We start from the raw sequence: 2032 nt of genomic DNA, 5'->3' as shown, positions 1-2032 counted from the left end.
GTTTCTAAAGCAGAAGCATTTTTCTTGATTTCCTCTTGTTTATCGCTTAACTGTTTTTCGATATCGGGGATCTCGGGCATAGCGTTAAAAATTTCTTGAGAATTGATATACGCTATTTTAATTTCCTGCGCTGCAATGCTCATACTTAGAGGAGCTATCGCAAAAAGTAAAATAAGTAATTTTTTTGGTATCATAAATTTCTTCATTGTTTATAATTTCAAAAATAGCAAACAAAGATAAATTATTTATTTTTAATATCCTAATTTTGCTAGGACTTGATCACTAATGTCTATATCAGGCGATGCGAAAATTATGGATGTCGCGGATGATCTGTCGATTACTGTTTTATATCCTGCTGAAAAAGAGATATCTTTTATTGCATTATAAATTTCGTCTTGGATTGGTTTCATGTGTGCTTCACGACGTTTAAATAATTCTCCTTGAGGACCAAAATATTTATCGCGCAACTTTTGAATTTCTTTTTCCTTAGCCACAATTTCATTTTCACGTTTTATTTTCTCACTGCCTTCAAGTGTGTCAATATCAGCCTGATATTTTTTATACATTTCCCCTACATCTTTCACAAGACTGTCAATTTCGTTTTGCCATTGTTGAGATATGATTTCCAACTCTTTATTTATGTTCTCGTATGCGGGAATTTTTTTGAGGATGTATTCCATATCTATTAAGGCGTATTTTTGTGCATAACTATTCATGGTCAATGCAAAGAATATTCCGATTAATAATAAATTTTTTTTCATATTTTGTTTGACGTTATGGTTATATGGTTTGCTAATTTGTTTAATGTTTCTCTTTTTGTTTTTAGAAATTTTTAAAATTCTTGTCCAATTATAAAATGGAATTGGCTGCCACCATAATTTCTGCTTCCGTTAATGGGATCGAAACCATATGCCCAGTCAATGCCCATTAGTCCGATCATTGGTAGGAAGATGCGGGCCCCAACACCTGCAGATCGTTTCAAATCAAATGGGTTAAAATTGTTCAAATCTCGCCAAGCATTCCCTGCCTCAAGAAAGGCAATGCCATAGATGGTTGAATTTGGTTCCAGAATAAATGGATAGCGAAACTCAAGTCCGAATCGTGTATAAGCCCTTGCCTGAGTGGCGATCGAGTTGTTCTCATAACCTCGTAAAGCAATATTTTCTGTAGCAAATGAACTTGAATAACCGGTCATCCCATCGCCTCCAACATCGAATGTTTCAAAAGGAGTTGGCTTATTTTTGTCATAATAGCCTAAAACACCAAATTCAGCTCTTGTAGCAATAACTGGTGTGCGTTTTACGGAAAGAGATGTAAGCGGCGTAAAGGTGCGCATTTTAAGTTTCCATTTATGGTATTCGTTCCATTTGTACTTGTTGGGATCATCGAAAGCCATCTTTGCATAGTCTTTCCCATCCCATAAAGAAAAGGGAGGTGTTGCGGTTACGTTTAACGAAAATTGAGAACCTGTTCGAGTATAAATAGGGTTGTCGATAGAATTTCTAGCCAATGTTAAGTTTAACGTTATACTATTGCTTGTGCCTGTCTGGAAAGGGAAATAGTTCCATGTCCAATTTTTTAGTTTGTAACGTTGATAACCTAATTCTCCTTGTATATAGAAATAATCATCGGGCCATTCTAAACGTTTTCCATGTCCTACTGAAACACCTATTATTGTGAAAAGCTGATTTGGATCGTAGGCATATTCTGCTAAATCCTGATAATCGTAACCGCCGTACCCATAACCACCATATCCATACCCATATCCGTAGTAATAGGGATTATACATGTCATAGTAGGAAGTCTGGGAATAGTAATTGGTGTTTAATCCCGTATATCTTGAATAGTAAAGACTTACAGAGAAGTTATTGGGTCGGCTTCCTCCAAACCACGGTTCAATAAATGTAAACTGATAAGATTGATAATATTTCCCGTTGGTTTGAGCACTTAATATGAGTGTTTGACCTTCTCCTTGAGGAATAATCCCCTTATACGAACTAGGATTTAATAGGTTTTTTAACGAGAAATTATT

General features: G+C 35.4%; 3 protein-coding genes. All 3 read right to left on the bottom strand.

The features are described from left to right. Nucleotides 1–206: hypothetical protein (locus Q7P41_RS11075; RefSeq protein ID WP_303884269.1), on the bottom strand; the 206-nt coding region annotated here is incomplete at its 3' end. 45 nt (nucleotides 207–251) lie between these two features. After that, nucleotides 252–761 carry an OmpH family outer membrane protein gene (locus Q7P41_RS11070; RefSeq protein ID WP_303884267.1) on the bottom strand — a complete coding sequence of 170 codons (510 nt, stop codon included), beginning with the start codon at nucleotides 759–761 and terminating at the stop codon, nucleotides 252–254. Nucleotides 762–832: 71 nt separating this feature from the next. After that, nucleotides 833–2032 (bottom strand): outer membrane protein assembly factor (locus Q7P41_RS11065; protein ID WP_369693159.1); only part of this gene is annotated, 1200 nt, incomplete at its 5' end.

It is taken from the genome of Acetomicrobium mobile (genome assembly GCF_937920065.1).
This window is presented reverse-complemented; position numbering and strand designations above follow the sequence as displayed.